A 21,247-nucleotide genomic window follows, 5' to 3' on the forward strand; every position below is an offset into this window, starting at 1 on the left:
CTTCCGATTTTTTTGTCGCGGGTTGCAACGCCCTCATATTTACCTCATCGCGCCCCGCAAAAATGCGCGACCGCCTCTCGTCATCCCCTTGGCACCGCCGCACACTGTCGGCATGAACAGAGAACGAGGCTACACCCTTATCGAAACCTTAGCCGCCGTGGCGCTGGTGCTGATCCTCAGCGCTACCGGCCTGTACGGCTGGCGCAGCTGGCAGCAGGAGCAACGGCTATGGCAAACGGCGTCGGCGCTCCGGGACTATCTGATTTACCTGCGTAACGATGCCAACTGGCACAACCGCGATCGTCGGCTACGGGTAAACCGTACCGCTCAGCGCTGGTGTCTTACGGCAGATGACGCGGTGCTGGAAGGCTGCCCGGCGGGGAATCCTGCGGTATTTCAGCCCGAGTGGGAAGAAGTCTCGCTCAGCAAAATGACGCCAAATCTGGCCTTCTTTGGCCTGCGCAATACCGCATGGGCCGGTAGCCTTGCGATAGCCAGCGAGGCGGGACGCTGGACCGTGGTTGTTTCAAACTGGGGGCGAATACGTCTGTGTGAAGAGGGGGCATGCTGATGCGAGGGTTCTCACTGCTGGAAGTGCTGGTTGCGATGGCAATCAGCAGCATACTGCTGTTGGGCGCATCACGCTTTTTGCCTGCCCTGCAGCGCGGCGTGCTGGCGCAAATACAGCAGCAAACGCTGGAGGAGGAGGTCTGGCAGCGGCTGTTTACCCTCGCGAAGCATTTACAGCGAGCGGGGTACTGCGGCGGCGAGCGCTGCGGTGATGATGCGCTGTACATTGCGCGTCAGGGGCAGTGCGTGATTATTCGCTGGGATGGCGACAGCAACGGTGCCTGGCAAACCGCGCCCGCCGATGAGGCTGACAGCATTGGTTTTCGCTTACAGACCGGCGTGCTGGAAACGCGGCGCGGTGCGACCGCCTGTGAAGGGGGCGGATGGGATAAAATGACGGACCCCGCGGCCCTCACGGTTACCGACTTTCAGGTCACGCGTAGCGCGCGGGTTAGCTTAATGCCACAGCTTGCTATCGTCCTTTCCGCTCGCGATACGCGCGGCAATACGGTGAGCGCGCAGTACAGCGTGACGGGATACAACCTGTGAACCGCGAGCGCGGCGCCTCTGCGCTTGCCATGGTACTGATGCTATTGGTACTGGGTAGCCTGATGCTACAAGGGCTGAATCAGGCGCAGCGCCGCCAGCTGGCGACGGTCACCGACGAAAGCAGGGCATTGCAGCGCACGTCACAGGTGCATTCCGCGTTGCAGTGGGGAATAGGCCAACCCTGGCGGGTGGAGGCGGGCATCCAGTGCCTGTCGCTGGGCGAAAGCCGCGTCTGCGCGCGTCTGCAGAACGACGGCAGGCTGTTGCTGATTGCGCAAAATGGCGATCTTCAGCTGTGGCAATCCGGGCGCTGGGCCGCAAGCGGCCTGCAGTTTTCGACCCACGGCTGGAGTGATTTTTGCCCGTTAAAAGAGGCGGTGCTATGTCAGATACCCTGAGAACACGCGGTTTTAGCCTGCCGGAGGTCATACTGGCGATGGCGTTGATGGTGCTGGTCGTCACGGCCCTTGGCGGTTATTACCGGGCGTTGGCTACCGCTAGCGCTCAGCTTAGCCAGTATCGCCAGCTGTGGCTCTATGCCTGGGAGCAGACGCAGCCGCAGCCTACGGTGCTGCCGGAAGGCTGGCGCAGCCAGCGGGTACAGACAACGTCACAACGTTGTGTCAGCATCAGTGCTACTATTACCACCCCCATGGGCAGGCAGGGACGCATGACGCGTCTGCATTGCCCGGTCAGTCAGTAGTCAGGAGCGAATATGTTAAGGGTCTACCACTCCAACCGTCTGGACGTGCTGGAAGCGCTAATGGAATTTATCGTTGAGCAGGACCGGCTGGCTGACCCCTTCGAGCCTGAAATGATCCTCGTGCAGAGCACCGGTATGGCGCAGTGGCTCCAGATGACGCTTTCTCAGCGATTTGGCATTGCCGCCAACATCGATTTCCCGCTGCCCGCGAGCTTTATCTGGGACATGTTTACCCGCGTGTTGCCCGATATTCCAGGCGAAAGCGCCTTTAACAAACAGAGCATGAGCTGGAAGCTGATGACGCTGTTGCCGGGCATGCTGGATGAGGAAGCCTTTACGCCGCTGCGCCACTATCTGACCGACGACGCGGATAAACGCAAGCTGTTCCAGCTGGCTTCCCGCGTGGCGGACCTTTACGACCAGTATCTGGTGTATCGACCGCAGTGGCTGACCCAATGGGAGGCTGGTGAATTCGTTGACGGCGTCGGCGAGGCGCAGCAGTGGCAGGCTCCGCTGTGGAAAGCATTGGTTGAACATACTGCTGCGCTGGGGCAGCCGCAGTGGCATCGAGCCAATCTCTATCAGCGCTTTATCGACACGCTGGAAAACAGTGCTGAAGCACCTGCCGGGCTGCCGTCACGGGTGTTTATCTGTGGTATCTCCGCGCTGCCGCCGGTGTACCTGCATGCGCTACAGGCGTTGGGCAAACATGTTGATATCTACGTTCTGTTTACCAACCCGTGCCGTTACTACTGGGGCGATATTAAAGACCCCGCGTTTCTTGCCCGCCTGATGGCGCGCCAGCGTCGGCATTACCGCGAACAGCGCGAGCTGCCGTTGTTCCAGGATGCCAGCCGCGCACCGGGGCTGTTTAACGATGACGGGGAACAGGACGTCGGCAACCCGATGCTGGCCTCCTGGGGCAAGCTGGGGCGCGACTATATTTATCTGCTGGCGGGGCTGGAGCGTTATCAGGAGCTGGACGCCTTCGTTGACATTGAGCCGGATAACCTGCTGCACAACCTTCAGTACGATGTGCTGGAACTCAAAAATAGCGCCGTAGCCGGGCGCACCGCCGAAGAGTTTGCGTGGAGTGGTCACAAGCGCGCGCTGGCCCATGATGACCGCAGCCTGACCGTCCACGTCTGCCACAGCCCGCAGCGCGAAGTGGAAGTGCTGCATGACCGTCTGCTGGCGATGCTTGAGGCCGACCCGACGCTGACGCCGCGCGACATTATCGTGATGGTGGCAGACATCGACAGCTACAGCCCGTTTATTCAGGCGGTGTTCGGCAGCGCAACCGGTGAACGCTTTCTGCCGTACGCTATTTCCGACCGCCGCGCCCGTCAGGCGCATCCGGCGATGCAGGCGTTTATTACGCTGCTCTCCTTACCGGACAGCCGCTTTACCAGCGAAGACGTGCTGGCGCTGCTCGACGTGCCGGTGCTGGCGGCGCGTTTTAATATTGATGAAGCGGGGCTACAGCATCTGCGCCAATGGGTGAGTGAATCCGGCGTGCGCTGGGGGATGGACGACGACAACGTACGCGAGCTGGACCTGCCGGCAACCGGGCAGCACACGTGGCGATTTGGTCTGACGCGCATGCTGCTGGGCTATGCCATGGAGAGCAGCCAGGGGGAGTGGCAGGAGGTGCTGCCGTACGATGAATCCAGCGGGCTGATTGCCGAGCTGGTGGGGCATCTGGCCTCGCTGTTGATGCAACTGAACCGCTGGCGTCAGGTGCTGACGCAGGCGCGTTCGCTGGAGGAATGGCTGCCGGTATGCCGCGACATGCTTAATGATTTCTTCCTGCCGGACCAGGATACCGAAGCGGCGCTGACCCTGATTGAACAGCAGTGGCAGGCGATTATTGCCCAAGGCGTGCAGTCACAGTATGCGGGCGATGTGCCGCTGACGCTGTTGCGAGACGAACTGGCGCAGCGCCTCGATCAGGAACGTATCAGCCAGCGATTCCTGGCGGGCCCTATTAATATTTGTACCCTCATGCCGATGCGCTCCATCCCGTTCAAGGTGGTGTGTCTGCTGGGGATGAATGACGGTATCTATCCACGCGCGCTGGCTCCTTTGGGCTTCGATCTCATGAGTCAGAAACCGGTTCGTGGTGACCGTAGCCGCCGCGATGATGACCGCTATCTGTTCCTTGAGGCGATGATGTCGGCGGAAAAAGCGCTTTATATCAGCTATATCGGCCGTTCTATTCAGGATAACAGCGAGCGCTATCCGTCGGTGCTGGTGCAGGAGCTGCTGGACTACGTCGGCCAGAGCCACTGTCTGGAAGGTGACGAGGCGCTCAACTGCGACGAAAGCGAGCGACGGGTGAAGCAGCATATTATGCACCTGCATAGCCGAATGCCGTTTGATGCCGAAAACTACCAGGCTAACGAGCGGCAAAGCTATGCCCGTGAGTGGCTGGCGGCAGCTGGCCGACAGGGAGAAGCCCACGGTGAATTTATCCAGCCGCTGGAGCCTCTCGCACTGACCACGTTGCCGCTGGAGCAGCTCCAGCGCTTCTGGAAGCACCCCGTTCGCGCCTTCTTCCAACTGCGTCTGCAGGTTAATTTCCGCAGCGAGGAGAACGATATCCCGGATACCGAGCCGTTCACGCTGGAAGGGTTGACGCGCTACCAGCTTAACCAGCAACTGCTCAATACCCTGATTGAAGAGCAGGAGGCAGAACCGATGTATCGCCGCTATCGCGCGGCGGGCGAGCTCCCCTACGGGCCGTTCGGTGAAATTGCCTGGGAAGCTCAGCGCCAGGAGATGGCCGCACTGGCTGCGCGGGTTATTGAATATCGCCGGGTGGGAAAAAGCATGGAAATAGACCTTGATTGCGACGGGGTTAACATAACGGGATGGTTACCACAGGTTCAGGAGAATGGATTGTTGCGTTGGCGGCCATCTTTGCTTAGCGTGGCACAAGGAATGCAACTTTGGCTGGAACACCTTGTCTACTGTGCTAGCGGCGGCAACGGTGAAAGCCGGCTGCTGCTGCGTAAAGAAGGTGAATGGTGCTTCCCACCGTTGGCGATTGATGAGGCGAAAACCTATCTCTCGCAGCTGGTGGAAGGTTATCGACAGGGAATGTGCCAGCCGCTGCTGTTCTTACCCGAAAGCGGCGGGGCATGGATAAAAGCCTGTTACGATGCCGAAAAAGGTGCCATCTTAAGGGACGAGGACACGCAGCAAAAAGCGCGCAGCAAGTTTATGCAGGCGTATGAAGGCAATATGGTGGTGAGCGGCGAAGGGGCCGATGTCTGGTATCAACGCCTGTGGCGTACCCTGGAACCCGCGCAGTATGAGGCAATAGTTGAACAGACGACGCCGTATCTGCTGCCGCTGTTTCGGTTTCATCAATCGCAGTGGCTGTATAAAAATTGCGCAATCTGAGTTGTTCATTTAGTATGCATAACGCGTCACGGACCGATGAGTGGCAGCCAGCCAAAGCCAGCGCCCTGGCCAGGAACTGCCCGCATAAGCATTAAGATTCAGCTGTATTTGTTAATGGTGAGGTCCGTGAATGCCCCGCAGTATCTGGTTGAGTATCGTTGTTTTTGTTACCGCCCTTTGGGCGACCGTAGGTCAGGCAGACACCGGATGGCAGCCGATTCAGGAAACCATCCGCAAAAGTGAAAAAGACACCCGTCAGTATCAGGCGATTACGCTGGATAACCACATGGTGGTGCTGCTGGTGTCCGATCCTCAGGCGGTAAAATCGCTCTCGGCGCTGGTGGTGCCGGTCGGTTCGCTGGAAGATCCTGACGCACACCCCGGGCTCGCGCATTTCCTTGAACATATGACGTTGATGGGCTCAAAGCATTACCCGCAGCCCGATAGCCTCTCGGAATTTCTCAAGCTGCACGGTGGCAGCCATAATGCCAGCACCGCGCCGTACCGGACGGCGTTCTATCTTGAAGTGGAAAATGATGCACTCCAGGGAGCCGTTGACCGCCTGGCGGACGCCATAGCCTCGCCGCTACTGGAGAAAAAATACGCCGATCGAGAACGCAATGCGGTGAATGCCGAGTTGACCATGGCGCGTACCCGAGACGGGATGCGCATGGCGCAAGTCAGCGCAGAAACCATTAACCCGGCGCATCCGGGGGCGCGTTTCTCCGGCGGCAACCTTGAAACGCTGAGCGATAAGCCCGGCAGCCCGGTTTACGAATCGCTGCTGGCATTCCGCGACAAATACTATTCTGCCAATCTGATGAAGGCGGTTATCTACAGCAACAAACCGCTGCCGGAGCTGGCGCAGATCGCCGCGCAGACCTATGGCCGCGTCCCTGATAAAGCGATTGAACGTCCGGAAATTACCGTCCCGGTCGTCACCGATGCGCAGAAAGGGATTGTTATCCACTACGTGCCGGCGCTGCCGCGAAAAGTGCTGCGCGTTGAGTTTCGTATTGATAACAACTCTGCGCAGTTCCGCAGCAAAACCGACGAACTGATCACCTATCTTATCGGCAACCGCACGCCGGGCACGCTATCCGACTGGCTGCAAAAACAGGGGCTGGTGGAAGGGATCCGTGCCGACTCTGACCCGGTAGTGAACGGCAACAGCGGCGTACTGGCAATTTCCGCCACCTTAACCGACAAAGGCCTTGCCCACCGCGATGAAGTCGTAGCGGCTATCTTTAGCTACCTTGAGATGCTGCGCCAGAAGGGCGTGGATAAACGCTATTTCGACGAGTTGGCGCACGTGCTGGACCTCGACTTCCGCTACCCGTCAATCAACCGCGACATGGACTATGTCGAATGGCTGGCGGATACCATGATCCGCGTGCCGGTGCAGCACACGCTGGATGCGGTCAATATTGCCGATCGCTATGACGCACAGGCAATCAAAGATCGTCTGGCGATGATGACGCCGCAGAATGCGCGAGTCTGGTACATCAGCCAGAAAGAGCCGCATAACAAGGTGGCCTACTTTGTTGATGCGCCTTATCAGGTGGATAAAATTACGCCGGAGACGTTTGCCAGATGGCAGAAGGCGGGCGAGGGCATTACCCTCAATTTACCGCAGCTGAACCCGTATATTCCGGATGATTTCGCGCTGATTAAAAACGAAAAGACCGCTACGCACCCAACGCTTATTGTCGATGAGCCCAACCTGCGCCTGGTCTATATGCCGAGCCGCTATTTTGCCAGCGAGCCGAAGGCTGATATCACCATGATCCTGCGTAACCCGCAGGCGATGGACAGCGCGAAAAATCAGGTGATGTTTGCCCTGAACGACTATCTGGCGGGCATTGCGCTTGACCAGTTAAGCAACCAGGCGGCGGTGGGCGGCATCAGCTTCTCTACCGGTGCGAATAATGGCCTGATGCTGAATGCCAATGGTTACACCCAGCGCTTGCCGCAGCTTTTCGAAGCGCTGTTGCAGGGCTACTTCAGCTATGCAGCAACAGAAGAGCAGCTTGAGCAGGCGAAGTCCTGGTATAAGCAGATGCTCGACTCTGCTGACAAAGGCAAAGCCTATGAACAGGCGATTATGCCGGTACAGATGATTTCACAGGTGCCGTACTTCCAGCGTGAAGAGCGTAAAGCGCTGCTGCCGTCGATTACGCTGCAGGATATTGTGGCCTACCGCGATCGCCTGAAAACCGGCGGCCGGCCGGAGTTTATGGTGATTGGCAACCTCAGCGCCGAGCAGTCGACGACGCTGGCGCGTGCGGTCCAGTCTCAGCTTGGTGCTAACGGCAGCGAGTGGTGCCGCAACAAAGACGTACTGGTTGATAAAAAGCAGAACGTTATCATCGAGAAAGCGGGTAATAGCACCGACTCCGCGCTGGCGGCGGTGTTTGTACCGCCTAACGTCGACGAGTTCTCCAGCTCGGCTGCCAGCGCGATGCTGGCGCAGATTGTTCAGCCCTGGTTCTATAACCAGCTGCGCACTGAAGAGCAGCTTGGCTACGCCGTCTTTGCTTTCTCAATGAACATAGGTCGCCAGTGGGGCATGGGCTTCCTGCTGCAAAGCAACGAGAAGCAGCCTGCGTTTTTATGGCAGCGCTTTAAGGCTTTCTTCCCGACCGCTGAGCAAAAGCTGAGGGTGATGAAGCCGGAAGAGTTCGCGCAAATTCAGCAGGCAGTGATTGCCGACATGCTTCAGGCACCGCAAACGCTGGGCGATGAAGCCTCGCAACTGAGCAAAGATTTCGATCGCGGTAATATGGCCTTTGATTCACGTGCTAAAGTAGTGGCCCAGATTAAACGGTTAACGCCGCAAAAGCTGGCCGATTTCTTCCACCAGACGGTCGTTGCGCCGCAGGGCATGACGGTACTTTCGCAGGTTTCCGGTAGCCAGAACGGCAAAGCGGACTATGCGCGTCCTAAGGGCTGGAAGGCATGGGAAAGCATCAGCGCGTTGCAGCAAACTTTACCGATACGAGAGAACGAATGACCGAAACCGCCGAGTCCCTTGATCCCCTGCGTTTGCCCCTCTACGGTGAGCGCCTGATTGAAGCCTCAGCGGGCACTGGAAAAACCTTCACCATCGCCGCACTCTATCTGCGGCTGCTGCTGGGGCTGGGCGGAGAAGCCGCCTTTCCTCGGCAGGTTAACGTCGAAGAGCTGCTGGTCGTCACCTTTACCGAAGCGGCAACCGAAGAACTGCGTGGGCGCATTCGCAGCAATATTCACGAGCTGCGCGTCGCCTGCCTGCGCAACGCCACCGATAACCCGCTCTACGCCAGCCTGCTGGCGGAAATCGATGACCGCCAGCAGGCGGCCAACGTGCTGCTGCTGGCCGAGCGGCAGATGGACGACGCAGCGGTGTTTACCATCCACGGTTTCTGCCAGCGAATGCTCAGTCTCAACGCGTTTGAATCGGGCATGCTGTTCGAGCAGCAGCTGATTGAGGATGAATCCCAGCTACGCTATCAGGCCTGCGCCGACTTCTGGCGACGTCATTGCTACCCGCTGAACCGCGATATTGCACAGGTGATTGTCGAGTCGTGGAAAGGGCCGCAGGATCTGCTGAAATCGATTGACCGCTACCTGCAAGGGGAAGCGCCGCAGCTGAAGATGCCGCTGAGTACGACAGAAACGCTGGCATCACGGCATCAGCAGATCCTCGAGCACATCAACGCTATCAAACAGCAGTGGCTGGCGGCGGTAGGTGAGCTGGAGCCGCTGCTGGAAGGATCGGATCTCGATCGCCGCAAGTTCAACCGTGGCAACCAGGGAAAGTGGATCGATAAGATCAGCAACTGGGCGCAGGAAGAGAGCAAAACCTACCAATTGCCCGACGCGCTGGAAAAATTCAGCCAGTCGTTCCTCGCCGAGCGCACCAAAGCCGGCGGCAAGGTTCCCGTCCACCCCCTGTTCAGTGCTATTGAGCGCCTGCTTGAGTCGCCGCTGACGCTGAACGATTTGGTCATCGCCCAGGCGATGAAAGAGATTCGTGAAGCGGTCGCTCGTGAGAAACGCCGCCGCGGTGAACTGGGCTTTGACGACATGCTAAGCCGCCTGGATGAAGCGCTGGAGAGTGAAAGCGGCGAGGCGCTGGCTGCCGCTATCCGTCAGCGTTTCCCGGTAGCAATGATCGATGAATTCCAGGATACCGACCCGCAGCAGTACCGTATTTTTCGCCGTATCTGGCGTCAGCAGCCGGACACCGCGCTGCTGCTGATCGGTGACCCGAAGCAGGCGATTTACGCCTTCCGCGGCGCGGACATCTTTACCTACATGCGGGCACGCAGCGACGTGGCCGCCCATTACACGCTCGACACCAACTGGCGTTCCGCGCCGGGCATGGTGGCGAGCGTCAACCGCCTGTTCGGGCTGGTTGATAACCCCTTCATGTTCCGTGATATTCCGTTTCAGCCGGTGAAGTCGGCGGCGAAAAATGCCTCGCTGCGCTTTGAGTTTGACGGCGAAAATCAGCCGGCCATGAACCTATGGCTGATGCCCGGCGAAGGCGTTAGCGCGGGGGACTACCAGAACTTTATGGCTCAGCAGTGCGCGGCGCAGATTCGCGACTGGCTGGACGGTGGCCAGCGCGGCACGGCCCTGCTGTGGCGCGGTGACAGCGCCCGCCCGGTGCAGGCTTCGGATATTACGGTGCTGGTGCGTAACCGCCAGGAGGCATCGCTGGTTCGCGATGCGCTCAACGCGCTGGCGATCCCGTCGGTCTATCTCTCCAACCGCGACAGCGTGTTTGAAACCCCGGAAGCCCAGGAGCTGCTGTGGGTGCTGCAGGCGGTGCTGACGCCGGAGCGTGAAAATACGCTGCGCAGCGCGCTGGCGACGGCAATGTTTGGCCTCAACGCGCGGGATATCGAACGGTTAAATCAGGATGAACAGGCCTGGGATGCGCTGGTTGAAGAGTTCAGCGATTACCGGCTTATCTGGCAGCGGCGCGGCGTGATGCCGATGATTCGCGCGTTGATGAGCGCGCGTTCGCTGGCAGAAAATCTGCTGGCGACCCACGGCGGTGAGCGGCGCTTAACGGATATTCTGCACCTGAGTGAATTACTGCAGGAGGCGGCGAGCGCACTGGAGAGCGAGCACGCGCTGGTGCGCTGGCTGAACCAGCAGATTGCGGAACCGGATACCAATGCGTCCAGTCAGCAGATGCGTCTGGAGAGCGACAAGCACCTGGTGCAGATAGTCACTATCCACAAATCGAAAGGGCTGGAATATCCCCTGGTGTGGCTGCCGTTTATCGCTCGCTTCCGTAAAGAGAAGCAGGCGTTTTATCACGACCGGGAATCGTTCGCGGCGGTGCTGGATCTCAACGAAAGCGATGAAAGCCTTGAACTGGCGGAGGCCGAGCGTCTGGCTGAAGATCTGCGTTTGCTGTACGTCGCCTTAACCCGAGCGGTCTGGCACTGCAGCCTGGGGCTCGCGCCGCTGACCGCGCGACGCAGCGATAAACCCACGGATTCCGAATTACACCACAGCGCGCCGGGAAGGCTGATGCAGAAAGGCGAAGTGCGGGATGCCGCTGGCCTGGAGGCGTGTCTGCGCGCGCTGTGCGATGAACATATTGCGCTGACGCTCGCGACGCCGCCGAACGGCGAGCGCTGGCAGGCGACACAAGCACCTGCACCTGAACTGGCGGCGCGGCAGGTGCTGCGTCGCGTCGTGGACGACTGGCGGGTGACCAGCTATTCCGGCCTTCAGCAGCGTGGTCACAGCGTGGCGCAGGATCTGCTGCCGAGGCTGGATATTGATGCTGCGGGCACGGCAGAAACGCCGCCGGAGCAGCTGCTGACGCCGCATAATTTCCCGCGGGGTGCATCGCCGGGCACCTTCCTGCACAGTCTGTTTGAAGACCTCGACTTCACTCAGCCCATTTCAGCGGAATGGATGGCGGAAAAACTGCAAAGCAACGGTTTTGGCGAAGAGTGGGAGCCGGTACTGACGGCGTGGATTTCTCAGGTGCTGGCCGCTCCGCTGGCGGATACGGGCATTGCGCTCAATCAATTGAGTGCAAAGCAAAAACAGGTTGAAATGGAGTTCTATCTGCCGATAAGCCGCCCGCTTGATCCGCTGGCGCTGGATGCCTTAACCCGCCGCTATGATCCTCTCTCGGCAGGCTGCCCAACGCTGGACTTCCGCCAGGTACGCGGCATGCTGAAAGGCTTTATCGACCTGGTTTTCCGCCACGACGGGCGCTATTACCTGCTGGACTACAAATCCAACTGGCTCGGGGAAAGCGGCGAAGCCTACACCCAGCAGGCGATGGCGGAGGCCATGCAATCGCATCGCTACGATTTGCAGTATCAGCTCTATAGCCTGGCGCTGCACCGCTATCTGCGCCACCGCCTTGCCGACTATGACTATGAACGCCACTTTGGCGGCGTTATTTACCTGTTCCTGCGCGGCGTTAACGGCGACGCGGGGCAGCAGGGGATTTTTACCACCCGACCTGACCCGGCGCTGATCGCAGCAATGGATGCGCTGTTCGCCGGAGAAGGCGAGGAGATGGACGCATGACGCTGGAACAACGTTTGCTGGAAGCCGTGGAACTACGGCTGCTTCGCCCGCTGGACGTACAGTTTGCGCTGATGGTCGCACAAGATGAACACCCGGCGGTGATGCTGGCGGCGGCGATGCTCAGCCGTGATACCGGCGAAGGGCATGTTTGCCTGCCGCTGTCGCACCTGACGCCTGTCGCGCAGCCGAAAGGCCGCGTGCGCGAACTCTGGCAACGGCTGTTTGCCGAAGCCGATGCGCCGGACGATTGGGCCACGCTGCTGCTGGCCTCGGCGGCGGTGAGCGCTGGCGAACGCCCGTCGCCGCTGATCCTCAGCCGCGATCGCCTGTACCTTAACCGCATGTGGCGTAATGAGCTGACGGTCGCGCGCTTCTTCAACGATACCCAACTGCCGTTCGCAGTGGACGACGCGCAGCTTAACGCAACGCTGAACGCGCTATTTCCCGCGAGCGAAAGCGTCGACTGGCAAAAAGTCGCTGCCGCCGTGGCGCTGACGCGGCGTATTTCGGTGATTTCCGGCGGGCCGGGCACCGGTAAAACCACGACGGTAGCCAAATTGCTGGCGGCGCTGGTGCAGATGGCTGGGGGCGAAAAATGCCGTATCCGCTTAGCGGCGCCAACCGGTAAAGCGGCGGCAAGATTAACCGAGTCCCTTGGCGCGGCGCTGCGCAAGCTCGCCCTGAATGAGGCGCAAAAGGCGATGCTACCGACGGAAGCCAGTACGCTGCACCGTCTGCTGGGCGCGCAGCCCGGCAGCCAGAAGATGCGCTATCACGCGGGTAACCCGCTGCACCTTGACGTGCTGGTTGTCGACGAAGCGTCGATGATTGACCTGCCGATGATGGCGCGGCTGATTGACGCGCTGCCGTCGCATGGGCGGGTGATTTTCCTCGGCGACCGCGACCAGCTGGCATCGGTTGAGGCGGGGGCCGTGCTGGGCGATATCTGTAGCTGGGTCAGCGCGGGGTATACCGCCGAACGAGCGGCACAGCTGAGCCGTCTGGTGGGGGCGACGGTCCCGGCGGGCGACGGTCCGGTCGCCGGCGCACTGCGTGACAGCCTGTGCCTGCTGCGAACCAGCTACCGTTTTGGCAGTGATTCAGGTATCGGGCAACTGGCCGGCGCGGTGAACCGAGGCGACAAGAACGCCGTCGGTGAAGTCTTCGCCCGTGGTTTTCACGATATCGAACTGAAACCGCTGCGCTCGACGGATGATTATGCCGCGATGCTCGATGATGCACGCGCCGGCTACGGTCACTATTTACAGCGACTGCGCGAGCAGGCTGACCCGGCAGAAGTGCTGGCGGCCTTTGGTGAGTACCAGCTGCTGTGCGCGCTACGCGAAGGGCCGTGGGGCGTGGGCGGGCTAAACGCCCAGTTTGAGCAACTGCTGGCCCGTCATCGTCAGATCGTGCCGCAGCGCCATTCGCGCTGGTATGAAGGCCGCCCGGTCATGATCAGCCGTAACGACAGCGCCCTGGGGTTGTTCAACGGTGATATTGGTATCGCACTGGACCGCGGGCAGGGGATGCGCGTCTGGTTCCCGATGCCGGATGGCACGATTAAGTCGGTACAGCCAAGCCGCCTGCCGGAGCACGACACCGCGTGGGCGATGACGGTGCATAAATCTCAGGGGTCTGAATTCACGCACGCGGCGCTGGTTCTGCCGACACAGCTGGTTCCGGTGGTGAGCCGCGAACTGGTGTATACCGCCATTACCCGCGCAAAATCGCGGCTGTCGATGTATGCCGATGAAAACCTGCTGGCGCAGGCGATTGCCACGCGTACGGAACGGCGTAGCGGCCTGTCGGCGATTTTTGCAGAGATGGAATAGAGTGGTGAAGAGGGGCGCGGTGTGCCCCCTCTCTCTTTTTAAGGGAGAGGGCTGGGGTGAGGGTTTAACGCCGAGCCAGAATTTCCCCTCACCCTAACCCTCTCCCCATAGGGGCGAGGGGACAGTTCGGCGCCGCTATGCTAAGTCCGTCATCAGCACCTTCGACCGTCGCTGATAGTTATAAAGCTGTTTCTTACTTTCCGGCAGCAATTCCACGTCTACCGGCTTAAACCCGCGCTCCTGGAACCAGTGAATGCTGCGCGTGGTCAGTACAAACAGGTGATTCAGCCCCATTTGCTTCGCCTGAGCGGCTATCCGCTCCAGCAGTACCTCGCCACGCGATGAACTGCGGTAGTCCGGATGTACCGCCACGCAGGCCATTTCGCCAATTTTTTCTTCCGGGAACGGATACAGCGCGGCGCAGGCAATGGTGGTGTTATCACGCTGAATGATCGTGAATTTATCGATCTCCATTTCCAGCTGTTCGCGGGAGCGGCGCACCAGAATACCCTGCTGCTCCAGCGGGGCGATAAGATCGAGAATACCGCCGATGTCGTTAATGGTGGCGCGGCGAATTTGCTCGGCGCTCTCCATCACGATTTGCGTACCAATACCGTCGCGGGAGAACAGCTCTTGCAGCAGAGCGCCGTCTTCCTGATAGCTTATCAGGTGGCTACGGCGCACGCCGCTGCGGCAGGCTTTCACCGCGCCGCGCAGGAAGCGCGCGGTACCGGAAAGGTAATCGCCTTCCTGCTCCAGCTCTTCGATGCGCGCCTGCGCTTCGTTCGGGAACAGCTCGGGAACAATTTCGCCCGCTTCGTTATACACGCCCTGCGACGAGCAGAAGCCGATCATTTTTTCAGCCTTCAGCTTAATCGCCAACTGGGTGGCAATTTCTTCCGAAGTCAGGTTAAAGCTTTCGCCGGTCACGGAGACGGCCACCGGCCCCATCAGCACAATCGCGCCGCTATCGAGCTGGCGGTGAATGGCCTCTTCATCAATACGACGAATACGCCCGCTGTGGCAGTAATCAATACCGTCGTCCACGCCAAGCGGCTGCGCGATAATAAAGTTACCGCTCACCACGTTGATGTGTGCCCCCTGCAGCGGGGTGTTATTCAGGCTCATCGACAGACGCGCGGTGATATCCAGCTGCAGCTGACCGGCCGCCTGCTTAACCAGTTCAAGGGTTTTGCTATCCGTCACGCGAATATGTTTATGATACGTGGGCTGATGGTGATGCTCTTCCAGGTTTGCATCAATCTGCGGGCGCGCGCCGTACACCAACACCAGGCGAATACCCAGACTGTGAAGTAGGCCTATGTCATTGACAATGCTGGAAAAATTCTCATGCTCAATGGCTTCGCCGCCGAGCATGATGACAAACGTCTTCCCTCGGTGAGCGTTAATATAGGGGACTGAATGACGAAACCCCTCGACCAGTTCGGTTCTACGTTCCTTCACCACGGCGCAACCCTCAATGCATGATTATTCGTAATAAGTGTATTTTTATTCTGTTTTGCCGCTAAACGCAAGCCAGAATTTACCTCAGGATGGCAAAAATTCGCGTCGAATTTCGCTTAACCAACGAATGTTTACCCTTTTATAGATGACAGTTTATCCCTCATTGGTTAGAGTTTTCGGTCAATCGTATTATGCGTAAATTACAATCGTCTTTTTTTGCCTGGGATGGAGCATGTCCGGAAGTCAGTCTTTGAGTCGTCGCCGCCTGTTAAAAGGGGCGGGCGCCATGTGGTTGCTAAGTGTCAGTCAGGTTGGTTTTGCTGCCGTCAGTCAGGTGGTGGCGGTCCGCATCTGGCCTGCGTCCAGCTACACGCGCGTTACGGTGGAATCCAACCGCGTGCTCAAGTACCGGCAGTTTGCGTTAAGCAACCCGGATCGCCTGGTGGTCGATCTCGAAGGGGTGAATCTTAACTCGGTGCTGAAAGGGATGGCCGCGCAGATCCGCGGCGACGATCCGTTTATTAAATCCGCGCGCGTGGGGCAGTTTGACCCGCAGACGGTGCGCATGGTGTTTGAGCTTAAGCAGGACGTCAAACCGCAGCTGTTTGCCCTGGCGCCGGTCGCCAGCTTCAAAGAGCGTCTGGTGATGGATCTATACCCGGCCAACAGCAACGATGTGCAGGATCCGCTGCTGGCGCTGCTGGAAGAGTACAATAAAGACGGCCTCGAAAAGCAGGTACCGCCTGCGCAGAGCGGGCCTCAGCCGGGGAAAGCCGGACGTGACCGGCCAATCGTAATCATGCTTGACCCGGGTCACGGCGGCGAAGACTCGGGTGCGGTGGGGCTGTATAAAACGCGGGAAAAGGACGTGGTGCTGCAAATTGCCCGTCGCCTGCGCGCGCTGATTGAGAAAGAAGGCAATATGAAAGCCTACATGACGCGCAATGAAGATATCTTTATTCCGCTGAGGGTGCGGGTGGCGAAGGCGCAAAAGCAGCGCGCCGACCTGTTCGTGTCGATTCATGCGGATGCCTTCACCAGCCGTCAGCCGAGCGGCTCGTCGGTGTTTGCGCTCTCCACTAAGGGGGCCACCAGTACGGCGGCGAAATATCTCGCGCAGACCCAGAACGCCTCGGATTTGATCGGCGGGGTGAGCAAGAGCGGCGACCGTTACGTTGACCACACCATGTTTGATATGGTGCAGTCGCTGACCATTGCCGACAGCCTGAAATTCGGTAAAGCGGTGCTCAAGAAGATGGGGCAGATTAACAATCTGCATAAAAACCAGGTTGAGCAGGCAGGCTTTGCGGTGCTGAAAGCACCGGATATTCCATCGATCCTCGTCGAAACTGCATTTATCAGTAACGTTGAAGAGGAGCGCAAGCTGAAGACCGCCAAATTCCAGCAGGAAGTGGCCGAATCCATCCTCGCCGGGATCAAAGCCTACTTCGCCGACGGCGCGACCCTTGCGCGGCGCGGGTAACTTGCCATGTCGCGTCTGAAATGCGCCCACGGCGGGAATACGCGTGAAGCGGCTGCGCTGATAGGTGTCGCCGCTGACCAGCTGCTGGATTTCAGTGCCAACATTAATCCGCTGGGTATGCCCGAGAGCTTAAAACAGGCCATTGTGGCTCAGCTAAGCTGTGCGGAACGCTATCCCGACGTTGAGTATCAGCAGCTGCATCAGGCGCTAGCGGCACATCACGGGGTTCCGGCAACGTGGATTCTCGCAGGTAACGGCGAGACGGAATCTATTTTTACCCTCGTCAACGGTCTGCAGCCGCGCCGGGCGATGGTGGTTGCGCCTGGGTTCGCCGAATATCGTCGCGCGCTGGAAACGCAGGGTTGCGTTATCGACACGTTTTACCTGCGCGAAGAGGACGGCTGGCAGCTGAGCGAGGCGATTCTCCCGGCGCTGACGGCTGAACTCGACTGCCTGTTTCTCTGCACGCCTAACAATCCAACCGGGCTGATGCCGGAGCACACGCTATTGACGGCCATTGCTGAACGCTGCCGAGCGCTGGACATCGCGCTGATTCTCGACGAAGCCTTCCTTGATTTTATCCCCGATGCGCCGGGATTTATTCCTCTACTGGCGGAGTATCCCCACGTCTGGGTGCTGCGTTCACTGACCAAATTCTATTCTATTCCCGGCCTGCGCCTTGGCTACCTGCTCAACGGCGATGAACGGGCGGTCGCAAGGCTGCGCCAGCGGCAGATGCCGTGGTCAATCAATGCGTTCGCCGCGCTGGCCGGCGAGGTGATTCTCAACGATAGCGCCTACCAGCAGGCCACTCGCCGCTGGTTGGCCGATGAAGGGGCGCGCTTTTACCGTGCGCTCAGTAAGATTGACGGGATCACGGTTTACCCCGGGCGAGCCAATTACCTGTTTCTGCGCTGCGAGCGCCCCGACCTTGAGCTGCAATACGCGCTGCTGGAACAGCAGATTTTAATTCGCAGCTGCGCTAACTACCCGGGGCTCGACGGGCGCTACTTCAGGGTGGCTATCCGCAGCGCCGAAGAAAACCAGCGGCTGCTGGCGGCGCTGAGTCAGGTACTGAGCTGAACGCCACCCGATACCGACGTTCGCAGATGCAGCTGCGGCCAGTGCGCCGCTAACGAACGTTGCCCCAGCGCCCAGCGCAGATACTCTACATCGTGACGGCGGCGGTCGAGCATCAACCCGACAACGCTGCCGCTGTGCGCTACGTTCAGGCCATACAGGCTGCATGATTCAACCAGTGCCAGCAGCGCCGCAAACCCCGGCTTGGGCAGCAGAGTCTGGCTGGCGGTGGCGCTGAGCGTCGCCGCTTCGCCCAGCAGGCCAGCATCCTGACGTCTGCAGGAGCTTTGCACTTTTTCCCATGCCAGATCGAGCACCCCGGCGTTTGCCTCCAGCACCGCCTGGCGGGGTAATCGGTGATAGTCGACGGTGCGAAGCCGTAGCGGGCTTTCCAGTACCAGAAGGTCGAAATGCGGCGCGGGCTGGCAGGCAATTTGCGTGCGCGCGTGATGATGATCGAACAGGGTGGGGGCACAAAATAGCGTGCTGTCCGTCGGCTCCAGCGAAACGCATAGCGCGGCGAGCGCCGATTCGCTGAGCGTCTGGCCCAGATGATGCGCGGCGGCAACGGCGGTGGCGGCGATATCGGCGGTGCTGCTGGCCATTCCCTTAGCCAACGGAATCGTTGAGTGAATCTCTATGCGCAGCGAACGGCTTAGCGCCTGTGGATAGCCCAACTGGGCTAGCAGCCGGTTGAGCATCGCCCGCGCCAGGGGGCGCTCGTCGGCAAGCGGCGTTCCGTCGCGCACTTCCACCGTGCTGTACCAGTCAATCGGGCAAGAAACCAGCTTCTCACTGCCGAGAATCCAGCCCTGAATAAGTTCCCCACAGGAGGCGGGACAGCGCGCCACGCTCATGATTTTCCTTGCTTTGCCGAACGAAATATAACTACCGTAAATAAATCTGCCGGTATTGTCATAGCGCAACGAAATCCTTCTTTTGCGGCGCTAGAGTAACCTGTTTTTATTTTATGCGGGCCGACGTGCCGGTATAAATCTGCAACCAACAGGTTTGGCATAGATTATGTGCCAGGGAAGGAGGTGTAAACCCTCCGCAGCCCCCGCTGCTGTGATGCTGACAACCCCGTACACACCACTGATCGACAGATCGGGAAGGACGGGCGAGGATGACGCTAAGCCAGAAGACCTGCCTGTTGGCCATTAACAACAACTTCGGTGGGAAGTGGGTTGCTTTGAGTCGAACGGTCTCCGGACCGGGCGCACGCACGGCTATACCCGATGACCACCCTGCATAGGGTCAGGGTATGGCAGCCAGACAGCACGCATTTGTTCTCGCCGGGACCGGCAGCGGCTGTGGTAAAACCACGGTAACGCTGGGTCTGCTTACGCTGTTACAGCGACGCGGCCTGCGCGTTCAGCCTTACAAAGTCGGGCCGGACTACCTTGATACCGGCTGGCACAGCGCCCTTAGCGGCGTTACCTCCCATAATCTCGACAGCTATATGCTGCCTGCCCCCACGCTTAATGCGCTGTTCTGCGAACATATGCAGCAGGCCGATGTTGCCGTCATTGAAGGCGTCATGGGCCTTTACGATGGCTACGGCACCGACCCTGATTATTGCAGCAGCGCGGCGATGGCGAAACAGCTGGGCTGTCCGGTGATTCTGCTGGTGGACGGTAAGGCGGTTTCAACTTCTATTGCCGCGACGGTGATGGGGTTTCAGCACTTCGATCCCCGCTTGAATATCGCTGGCGTCATCGTGAATCGCGTCAACAGCGAGGGCCACTTCCAGCTGCTTAAGCACGCCATTGAACGCTACTGCGGCCTTCCTGTGCTGGGCTATGTGCCGCACGTGGACGGCGTATCGTTGCCGGAGCGCCATCTTGGGCTGGTCACTGCCCGAGAATCGGCGCTCGACAATGGGCCATGGCAAGACTTTGCTACCGTGCTGGAGCGAACGCTGGATGCCGATCGTCTGCTTGAACTGAGCGCATTGCGCACTTTACCTTCCGGCCAATGGCCGCCCATGCCGGACTCCGGCGCGGGGCTGACGCTCGCCCTTGCCGATGATGAAGCCTTCAACTTCTACTACCCGGACAATCTGGCACTGCTGCTGCGTGCTGGCGTGAAGATTGTGCGCTTTAGCCCGCTGCATGACGCGGTGCTGCCCGATTGCCAGATGATCTGGCTCGGCGGCGGTTACCCGGAACTGCACGCCCGTGCCCTTGCAGATAACCAGCCAATGCTGACGCAGCTGCGCGCGGCGCACGAGCGCGGCGTGGCGATTTACGCCGAATGCGGCGGCCTGATGTACCTTGGCACCACGCTGGAAGATAAGAACGGTGATACCTACGCAATGGCCGATATTCTGCCCGGCCACAGCAAAATGGGCTCCCGGCTGACCCGCTTTGGCTACTGCGAAGCGCAGGCGCAGCAGCCAACGCTGCTCGCTGCTCCCGGCGACGTGCTGCGCGGCCACGAATTCCACTATTCCGATTTTACCGCCCAGACGCCTGCGGTGATGGCGTGCCGTAAAACCCGCGACGGCGCGGTGCTCCAGCAGTGGGCCGGTGGCTGGCAACGTGGCAATACTTTTGCCAGCTACCTGCATCTCCATTTTGCTCAGAACCCGTCGATGCTCAACCACTGGTTTGCCGCCGCAAGGAGTGCCCAATGACGCTGCTGGCCTGGTGCCTGGCCTGGGGGCTTGATTTCATCATCGGCGACCCGCACAGCTGGCCGCATCCAGTGCGCTGGATAGGCAACCTGATTAACGCCGTGCAGCGCGCGGTGCGCAGGATGTGTCATACCGACCTTGCGCTGCGTATTGGCGGCGGGGTGATGTGGCTGGTGGTGGTGGGGCTGAGTTACGCCGTTGCCTGGGGCGTGCTGCACCTCGCCGCGAGCGTGCATCCGTGGCTGGGTTTTGGCGTTGAGGTGTGGATGATTTTCACGGTGCTGGCCGGGCGCTGCCTGGCGCAGTCGGCGCAGGCGGTCGAACGTCCGCTGCGGGCAGGCGATCTTGCCGAAAGCCGTATCAAGCTGTCGTGGATTGTCGGGCGCGATACCTCACAGCTACAGCCGGAACAGATCAACCGCGCGGTGGTGGAGACGGTGGCGGAAAACACCGTCGACGGCATTATCGCGCCGCTCTTCTTCCTGTTGCTCGGCGGCGCGCCGCTGGCGATGGCCTACAAAGCGGTGAACACCCTCGACTCGATGGTGGGTTACAAGCACGAAAAATACCGGGCAATTGGCATGGTCAGCGCGCGTCTCGACGACGTGGCGAACTTCATTCCCGCGCGTCTGAGCTGGCTGCTGATTGGCCTTGCCGCCTTTATCTGCCGCGATAATGGCGCGCGCGCGCTGCGTATCGGCTGGCGCGACCGTAAAAACCACAGCAGCCCCAACTGCGCCTGGTCTGAAGCGACCGTCGCCGGGGCGCTGGGCATCCGTCTTGGCGGCCCTAACGACTATTTTGGCGAGCGGGTGAACAAGCCGTGGATTGGCGACGCGCATCGCCCGATTGCCATTGATGATATTTCCCGAACGATTCGACTGATGTGGGTAGCGTCAACGCTGGCCCTGCTGCTGTTTATGGCGGTCAGGTTCTGGCTTATCGGCGTGGCCTGAGGAGCA

The 21,247-nt window shown here is 59.6% G+C and carries 14 protein-coding genes and 1 riboswitch; of the genes, 12 read left to right on the top strand and 2 right to left on the bottom strand.

Annotated features, from left to right (window positions below; all coding sequences use genetic code 11):
- Positions 1 to 112 precede the first annotated feature (112 nt).
- The 8 genes from H7R56_RS04925 (at position 113) to recD (ending at position 13,620) form a co-directional block, all read left to right on the top strand.
- On the top strand, positions 113 to 571 hold the full coding sequence (locus tag H7R56_RS04925; RefSeq protein WP_106926117.1) for a prepilin peptidase-dependent protein: 459 nt from the start codon (positions 113 to 115) through the stop codon (positions 569 to 571).
- Positions 565 to 1,119 (top strand): prepilin peptidase-dependent protein, encoded by a 555-nt coding sequence (locus H7R56_RS04930; protein ID WP_106925928.1) that lies wholly within the window; start codon positions 565 to 567, stop codon positions 1,117 to 1,119. The genes H7R56_RS04925 and H7R56_RS04930 overlap by 7 nt, the downstream gene beginning before the upstream one ends.
- Positions 1,116 to 1,517, top strand: a complete 402-nt coding sequence (locus H7R56_RS04935) for a DUF2509 family protein (protein WP_106925930.1) — start codon at positions 1,116 to 1,118, stop codon at positions 1,515 to 1,517. Before H7R56_RS04930 ends, H7R56_RS04935 begins: the two co-directional genes overlap by 4 nt.
- Complete coding sequence (locus H7R56_RS04940; protein WP_182928538.1) at positions 1,502 to 1,822, top strand: prepilin-type N-terminal cleavage/methylation domain-containing protein; 321 nt, start codon at positions 1,502 to 1,504, stop codon at positions 1,820 to 1,822. Before H7R56_RS04935 ends, H7R56_RS04940 begins: the two co-directional genes overlap by 16 nt.
- 12 nt (positions 1,823 to 1,834) lie before the next feature.
- A complete protein-coding gene (gene recC, locus H7R56_RS04945; protein WP_106925934.1) occupies positions 1,835 to 5,230 on the top strand; it encodes an exodeoxyribonuclease V subunit gamma in 3,396 nt (1,131 codons plus the stop codon).
- A 130-nt stretch (positions 5,231 to 5,360) separates the two neighbouring features.
- The gene (gene ptrA / locus H7R56_RS04950) at positions 5,361 to 8,243 is read left to right on the top strand and encodes a pitrilysin (protein ID WP_106925936.1); all 2,883 of its coding nucleotides are present in this window, start codon (positions 5,361 to 5,363) and stop codon (positions 8,241 to 8,243) included.
- The gene (gene recB, locus H7R56_RS04955) at positions 8,240 to 11,785 is read left to right on the top strand and encodes an exodeoxyribonuclease V subunit beta (protein WP_106925938.1); all 3,546 of its coding nucleotides are present in this window, start codon (positions 8,240 to 8,242) and stop codon (positions 11,783 to 11,785) included. The genes ptrA and recB overlap by 4 nt, the downstream gene beginning before the upstream one ends.
- Positions 11,782 to 13,620 carry an exodeoxyribonuclease V subunit alpha gene (gene recD / locus H7R56_RS04960; protein WP_106925940.1) on the top strand — a complete coding sequence of 613 codons (1,839 nt, stop codon included), beginning with the start codon at positions 11,782 to 11,784 and terminating at the stop codon, positions 13,618 to 13,620. Before recB ends, recD begins: the two co-directional genes overlap by 4 nt.
- 135 nt (positions 13,621 to 13,755) lie before the next feature.
- Here the strand turns inward: recD and argA are convergent, their stop codons facing one another.
- Positions 13,756 to 15,087, bottom strand: a complete 1,332-nt coding sequence (gene argA, locus H7R56_RS04965) for an amino-acid N-acetyltransferase (protein WP_106925942.1) — start codon at positions 15,085 to 15,087, stop codon at positions 13,756 to 13,758.
- A 229-nt stretch (positions 15,088 to 15,316) separates the two neighbouring features.
- Here argA and amiC point away from each other — a divergent pair, with 229 nt between their 5' ends.
- Positions 15,317 to 16,567 (top strand): N-acetylmuramoyl-L-alanine amidase AmiC, encoded by a 1,251-nt coding sequence (amiC, locus tag H7R56_RS04970; protein ID WP_106925944.1) that lies wholly within the window; start codon positions 15,317 to 15,319, stop codon positions 16,565 to 16,567.
- A 6-nt stretch (positions 16,568 to 16,573) separates the two neighbouring features.
- On the top strand, positions 16,574 to 17,650 hold the full coding sequence (cobD, locus tag H7R56_RS04975; protein ID WP_106925946.1) for a threonine-phosphate decarboxylase CobD: 1,077 nt from the start codon (positions 16,574 to 16,576) through the stop codon (positions 17,648 to 17,650).
- On the opposite strand, the gene H7R56_RS04980 is transcribed toward cobD, so the two are convergent.
- Positions 17,635 to 18,504, bottom strand: a complete 870-nt coding sequence (locus H7R56_RS04980) for a GHMP family kinase ATP-binding protein (RefSeq protein WP_106925948.1) — start codon at positions 18,502 to 18,504, stop codon at positions 17,635 to 17,637. The two genes, cobD and H7R56_RS04980, sit on opposite strands and share 16 nt — an antisense overlap.
- A gap of 133 nt (positions 18,505 to 18,637) precedes the next feature.
- Positions 18,638 to 18,816: riboswitch (cobalamin riboswitch) on the top strand.
- Between the two features lie 95 nt (positions 18,817 to 18,911).
- On the opposite strand from H7R56_RS04980, the gene H7R56_RS04985 reads away from it, so the two are divergent.
- Complete coding sequence (locus H7R56_RS04985; RefSeq protein ID WP_106925950.1) at positions 18,912 to 20,285, top strand: cobyrinate a,c-diamide synthase; 1,374 nt, start codon at positions 18,912 to 18,914, stop codon at positions 20,283 to 20,285.
- A complete protein-coding gene (cbiB, locus tag H7R56_RS04990; protein WP_106925952.1) occupies positions 20,282 to 21,241 on the top strand; it encodes an adenosylcobinamide-phosphate synthase CbiB in 960 nt (319 codons plus the stop codon). The genes H7R56_RS04985 and cbiB overlap by 4 nt, the downstream gene beginning before the upstream one ends.
- Positions 21,242 to 21,247: the final 6 nt, after the last annotated feature.

Source organism: Klebsiella sp. WP3-W18-ESBL-02, from assembly GCF_014168815.1.
Classification (GTDB): Bacteria; Pseudomonadota; Gammaproteobacteria; order Enterobacterales; family Enterobacteriaceae; genus Kluyvera; species Kluyvera ascorbata_B.